This window comes from Bacillus sp. HMSC036E02 (genome assembly GCF_001836235.1).
GTDB classification, from domain to species: Bacteria; Bacillota; Bacilli; order Bacillales; family Bacillaceae_G; genus Bacillus_A; species Bacillus_A cereus.
Window position 1 is genome coordinate 203,224 of the sequence record NZ_KV827850.1, and the last position, 6,433, is coordinate 209,656.

Consider the following 6,433-nt stretch of genomic DNA (forward strand, 5'->3'; position numbering starts at 1 on the left):
CAAGAACTCGCCTTTTTAAATAGAATAGGAGTAAATCAAATGACAAAAAACTTGCAGTTATCAGCCGAAGAGATGCGTCAGTTAGGATATCAAGCGGTTGACTTGATTGTTGATCATATGAATCATTTAAAAAGTAAACCAGTTTCAGAAACGATTGATAGTAATATTTTTAGAGACAAGCTAATTGAAACGATTCCGGAAAACGGATCTAATCCAAAGGAATTACTTCATTTTCTTAATAACAATGTGTTTAATCAAATTACTCATGTGGATCATCCTCATTTTATGGCTTTTGTGCCAGGTCCTAATAATTATGTTGGTGTATTAGCAGATTTTTTAGCAAGTGGGTTTAATGTATTTCCTACAGCTTGGATAGTAGGTGCAGGTGCCGAACAAATTGAATTAACGACAATTAACTGGTTAAAATCAATGCTAGGATTCCCTGATTCAGCTGAAGGACTATTTGTCAGTGGTGGTTCCATGGCTAATTTGACTGCACTTACTGTAGCGAGACAGGTCAAGCTGAATAATGACATAGAAAATACGATTGTTTATTTTTCTAACCAAACTCATTTTTCTGTAGATCGAGCACTTAAAGTATTAGGTTTTAAACAGCATCAAATTTGCCGAATTGAGACAGATGAAGATTTAAAAATTTCAGTTAGTACTTTAAGAAAACAAATAAAAGAAGATCGATTAAAAGGGAAAAAACCATTCTGTGTTATTGCTAATGCAGGGACAACGAATTGCGGAGCGGTGGACTCCCTCGATGAATTGGCTGATGTATGTGGTGATGAAGATATATGGCTACACGTGGATGGTGCTTATGGGGCTGCAGCAATTCTCAGTGAAAAAGGAAGGGAGTTATTAAGTGGAATTCATCGTGCCGATTCTTTAACGTTAGACCCGCACAAATGGCTTTTTCAGCCTTATGATGTTGGTTGTGTACTTATTCGAAATAGCCAATATTTAAGTGAAACATTCCGTATGATCCCAGAGTATATTAAGGATACAGAAACTAATATAGAAGAAAAAGTGAATTTTGGGGAGCGTGGAATTGAACTTTCTCGTAGATTTAGAGCATTAAAGGTATGGCTTTCTTTTAAAGCATTCGGAGTTACAGCTTTTCGTGAGGCAATTGATCATGGCATTATGCTAGCTGAACAAGTTGAAGAGTTTTTAAGGAAAGAAAAAGATTGGGAAGTAGTAACACCTGCCCAATTAGGAATTGTTACTTTTCGTTATATTCCATGTGAGCTAACATCTACAGATACAATTCATGAAATAAACAAAAAATTGGTGGAAGAAATTAATCAAAGAGGATTTGCTATGCTAAGTACGACTAAATTAAAAGAAAAAGTAGTAATTCGACTTTGCTCTATCAACCCAAGGACAACAAAAGAAGAAATACTTCAAATCATGATGAACATCAAAGCATTAGCAGAGGAAATAAACACATCGCCTAAACATCTTATATCTGTTTCTCAACCTTAATATATTAGGCGGATTTTACATATTAATAGCCGATTCTTATTTAGAATCGGCTATTATATTTAAATGATAAATACATATATACTATTTATAAGTGTTTCTCTTGTAATGGGATTAAGCCTCAACCTTGGATACTCGTTTGAAACCAGTCTTTATTGCTTGTACTATTTCGTTCACAGCATAAATAGATACATCGGCATTTGGATTTAACCCTTCAAACCAGTGATAGGCATTTGGATATAAATGAAACTCCACATCAACACCAGCTTGTGCTAGTTTGCTTACATAGGTTAATGTTTCGCTGCGGAATGGATCTAATTGACCAACAAATGTGTAAGTATACGGTAAGTCACTATAATCCTCAGCTCGAGAAGGTGCTGCATAGACAGGGATTTGATCCGTTCCATACATTTCTCCTAAATACATTTTCCAGCCAGCTTCATTTGCCTTTTGGTTCCAAACAAATCCCTCTTTAATTTCATTCGCTGAAGGTGTATCATTTCTGTCATCAATCATTGGATATAGTGGCATTTGTAAACAAATTGAAGGATATTTTCGATCTCGGGCTAATAATGATAATGCTGCTGTTAGTCCACCGCCAGCGCTTACTCCTGCAACCCCAATTCGATTCGAATCAATGTTTAATGACTTTGCATTATCAGCAATCCATTTTAAAGCTGAATAACAATCCTCAATTGGTGCTGGGTAAGGGTGTTCAGGTGCTAAGCGGTAGTCTACAGACACGACCACACAGCTAGCTTCTTTTGCAAACCTCATACAAGTATCATCGTTATCATCTATAGACCCTAAGATATAACCTCCACCATGTATCCATAATAAGACAGGTAAAGATTCATGATTTGATTTTGGACGATAAATTCGTAATGGTAACGGATTATCATCAGGCCCAACAATGACTTTATCTGTTAAAGAAAGAGAGTCATCAACAACGGTAGGTGGTCTCATTTGAGCTATTCCTTCTCTGATTGATTGCAAATTTTCTGGGCGTAAATCGAGATCCGGAAACATCTCTAACCCTTGTAATAATTCTGGATTTACTCTAGTTTTCATTTTAGCACCTCTATTTGTAATTGTTTTCAAATAAATGAAGTGTATTCTAAGTAGTTTAATTGTGAAAGAACACCACAATTAAATTGTAAATTGGATATGTTATAACGGTCAACAGAATATTCGGAAATTAAAACCTTTCTCAAGAAGGAGTTTCATGCAATTAATAATACAAGTAGCGGATTTAAGAGCAAAGTGTTTTAATGTCGTTGTAATTATGTACATTAGAAAAATTTATTTTCTAGACTCATGAAGAATTATGAAAAGCAAAATTTTATAGATAGTTACCTTAAAAATAAACAAAAAGAGAAGAACTAACCAATGTTCTTCTCTCTTTTTCATATGTAATTAGGGTATCCATAAATGTAAATAAGGATGGTATAGATTAATGGATGAATAATTTATTTTTAAATTAATAACGTAATAAATAAATATTTTTGTATGTAATATTGCATATACAGGGACCACTGGTGAAAATGCTGAGCAATGTTTTTCCATATGGTAAATTAGTTCTTTAGTTATTTATTTTATTTCATTTTCAATCGTGTAAGGCTTGGGGCTAAGATTTACAAAGGTGACTAGTAAAAAATATAACAATATAAGTATAAGATTTTGTACTTAGTAATCTCGCGATTTAAGGCATGGCATTGGATAAGTGCAGGGAGTTCAATCGATTTTGAATAAAATTGATAGTATCAGTTGCAATTTTTTTACGTTTAAGAACGATCCCGGCATGCCCACATGTATAAATATATCGTGTAGGTTTTTCCCAAGCTTCCCACAAGTAGTCTGTATCCTCAGAATGCACATATAGATCGTGCTTACCTGAAATTAATAAAATATTTTCTTTTTGTACTTTTGGTAATGCTTGACTCGGTTCAGTGATTTTCCAATAATCTATTAAATCATCATACGTAACACCATGATGTTCCAAGTCTTCTCTAATAAATTTACCTGGAGTTGTATTCCAAATAGAATAAGAAAGTCGATTTGCATAGAAAATGGATGCTAACACATCAATTTCTTCTTCAACAAGAGAGGTTAAGTTAGTAATAAATCCGCCTAAACTAATTCCTATTAGAATCAGGGGCCCCTTTTTATTTGCTTTAATCCATTTAATCAAAGCTCGTAAATCAGCTACCGCTTGTCTAGTTGCTTGTAATGTTCGTTCAATATTTGCACTTACCATATACTCTCCACTGAATAAGGATTGATCGGGTTTTCTTTCAAAATGATAGGGTAGAGTGAAATAATACATATTCCACTTCAGGCTGGTCATATGATCGTGGAATATTTTTTTCACACGTTCGTTAGAATCCATTCTCCAACCGTGAACAAAGATAACATGAGGTGCATTTTCATTTTTATGTAAGAATAATTCCCCAGTTACAGAGTCGTTGCGTGAATCACCGGATTGAACCGAACTTTTATAGTTGAATTGCCCAACCATGTATTCATTTTCCTGCTTTGAATGCTTAATGTCAAAATGAAAATGTGATGGTTTTACTTTATAAAAAGATTCTATGTTCTTTATATTTAATGAAGTGTTAGAAAGGGAAGTAAACTGAAATGCTACACTTCTTTTTTTGTGTAAATCATATAAGGCGTACCGATCAATGAGTTTTGAAAAAATCAAATTAACCTCCTCCAAAATACATATTGTTTAAAACATAGACAAAATTTATGTTTTAAATTAATTAGGAAATATTCTTTTTTCCTAATAGTAGGTGCTTGAATTATAAAAACAGGTGATAAATTTGTATATTATATTATAAATCGTGCAATAAAATAAAACTATAAATAATTTATATTAAAATTTAAGAAGAATGTTAACTTGTTTCTTTTCTTATTAAAAGATGTAATTTCTATGAGGAACTTAACAATTCCCATCTAGATATTCACAAATAGCTTCTCTATATTTATTGTATAGAAATTATACAATAAATATATTTTTTATATTATATACATTAAATTAAGCTTAACCTCTCTTTTCTATAAGTCTCTTAAATTGACTAACTCCTTACCAATATTCAAAAACGACTGCATTTTTGAATTTGTGTTCTAGTTTTTCTTGAACAGGTAAATGAATAACTACACATAAACTCCTTATATCTCTAGTTAAACTACCGATTAGCTCCATATAAACTCTAGATAACCTATATAGAATACAAGTTATCAAGGAGGTAAGAAAAATGAATTTTATGAAACGAGCAATTCTCAGTATGAAAAAAAGGATAGGAACATCATTAATTTTGATGGCAGTTTTTCTGATTGTTACAAATTTGGTTCTTTCAGGTTTCACAATCCAAAATGCATCAAAAAAAGCAGCGGATGCTGCAAGAAAAAAACTTGGTGCAGATGTTACTTTAGGTCTTGATTTCGACAAAATAGGTCAAAAAGCTAAGGAAACTGGAGAAATGCCAAATCCGCCGCAGCTCGATGCAAAAGAAACAGATCAATTAGCGAAGTCCAAGTATGTAAAAGATTATAATTACATAGCTAACACTTTCGGTATTTCTGATGGGCTTAAACTAGTAGGAGCTTCAGAAGGAGAAGAAGAAGGAAAAGGTAAAGTGGGAATGACGGCTGCGCGAGGCGGTTCAAGCTCTGGTACAGAAATAGATATGAATGCTTCTTTTATGATTGAGGGAGTTCGCAAGACTGCATTACAAGAAAGCTTTAAAAACGGAAAAAGTAAAATCATTGATGGAAAACCAATAACAGAGCAAATGAAGGATCAGAATGCAGCTTTAATGGAAAAACGATTAGCGGAATTAAACAATTTGAAAGTAGGAGACAAAGTTAAAGTGCAATCAGGGGATAAGAAGAAAACCCTTGAAGTTGAAATTATCGGTATTTACGAAACAAATGAACAAGCAATGGGTCAACAGGCTCCTCCTATTATGGATCCAGCTAATAAACTATATATGCCGCATTCAACTATGAAAAAATTAGAAGTAGACCAAGGTATAAATAGTGTTCAAGTCGTGTATTTCTTGAATGATCCACAATATATTGATGCATTTAAAAAAGAAGCAAAAAAATCTAATATTGATTTTAATTATTATAAATTAGATGCGCATGATTCATTGTACAAGCAAATGATTGGTCCTATAGAAAATATCTCTTCGACTTCTCAAATGATTATTTATATTGTATCGATTGCAGGTGCGATTATTTTAGGATTAATTATTATGCTATCAATTAAAGGACGTCGTAAGGAAATGGGGATTCTATTGTCCATTGGAGAGAAAAAGTGGAAACTGATGGCACAGTTCGTAGTAGAAGTAGTATGTGCCGCTATTTTAGCATTTGGATTATCCATAACAACAGGAGCTAAAGTTTCTCAATATATCGGGGATAATTTACTTTCGAATGAAATTGCTACTGCAAGCGAAGAAACAGATACTTCGCAACATGGTACTGTAATGATGGCTGGATCTGGTGGTACTCTACAAAATCAAAAAGAAGATCCAATTGATAAAATTGATGTAAGTGTAACAGGAGAAGATGTAGGGAAAATGGGTGGAATTGGACTAGCTATTGCTATAATAGCAACGCTTCTTCCGGCATTATCTATTCTACGTTTAAACCCAAAACAAATTCTTTTAAAAGATGAATGAGGAGGCTTAATATGGAGACGATTTTACAGTTTAAAAATTTGGATTATTATTATGAAAGTAATGGAAAAAATGTAGCGATACTAGAAAATGTTAACTTTTCTTTTCAAAAAGGACATTTCTACACGATTTTAGGACCATCTGGATCTGGTAAAACCACAACTCTAAGCTTAGGTTGTGGACTAGATGTCCCTAAAAATGGTTATGTACTGTATAATGGCAAAGATATTAGAAAAATTGGTTTGGATCGATAC

The 6,433-nt window shown here is 33.1% G+C and carries 5 protein-coding genes; 3 read left to right on the forward strand and 2 right to left on the reverse strand.

Features of this window, described 5'->3' with window-relative positions; all coding sequences use genetic code 11:
• Window positions 1-39: 39 nt before the first annotated feature.
• The gene (locus HMPREF2590_RS15180; protein ID WP_000164811.1) at window positions 40-1,494 is read left to right on the forward strand and encodes a pyridoxal phosphate-dependent decarboxylase family protein; all 1,455 of its coding nucleotides are present in this window, start codon (window positions 40-42) and stop codon (window positions 1,492-1,494) included.
• A 111-nt stretch (window positions 1,495-1,605) separates the two neighbouring features.
• On the opposite strand, the gene HMPREF2590_RS15185 is transcribed toward HMPREF2590_RS15180, so the two are convergent.
• A complete protein-coding gene (locus HMPREF2590_RS15185; RefSeq protein WP_000857944.1) occupies window positions 1,606-2,562 on the reverse strand; it encodes an alpha/beta hydrolase in 957 nt (318 codons plus the stop codon).
• Between the two features lie 631 nt (window positions 2,563-3,193).
• Window positions 3,194-4,195 (reverse strand): alpha/beta hydrolase, encoded by a 1,002-nt coding sequence (locus tag HMPREF2590_RS15190; RefSeq protein WP_000577706.1) that lies wholly within the window; start codon window positions 4,193-4,195, stop codon window positions 3,194-3,196.
• 556 nt (window positions 4,196-4,751) lie between these two features.
• Between HMPREF2590_RS15190 and HMPREF2590_RS15195 the strand changes: the two genes are divergently transcribed.
• Both HMPREF2590_RS15195 and HMPREF2590_RS15200 read left to right on the forward strand, forming a co-directional pair.
• Window positions 4,752-6,182, forward strand: a complete 1,431-nt coding sequence (locus tag HMPREF2590_RS15195) for an ABC transporter permease (RefSeq protein ID WP_001010212.1) — start codon at window positions 4,752-4,754, stop codon at window positions 6,180-6,182.
• Window positions 6,183-6,193: 11 nt separating this feature from the next.
• Window positions 6,194-6,433: ATP-binding cassette domain-containing protein (locus HMPREF2590_RS15200; protein ID WP_141763542.1), on the forward strand; the 240-nt coding region annotated here is incomplete at its 3' end.

Bases quoted from the DNA above. Each gene is read 5' to 3' on its own strand.
- HMPREF2590_RS15185 (WP_000857944.1), bottom strand. From the start codon at position 2,562: ATGAAAACTAGAGTAAATCCAGAATTATTACAAGGGTTAGAGATGTTT.
- HMPREF2590_RS15195 (WP_001010212.1), top strand. From the start codon at position 4,752: ATGAATTTTATGAAACGAGCAATTCTCAGTATGAAAAAAAGGATAGGA.
- HMPREF2590_RS15180 (WP_000164811.1), top strand. From the start codon at position 40: ATGACAAAAAACTTGCAGTTATCAGCCGAAGAGATGCGTCAGTTAGGA.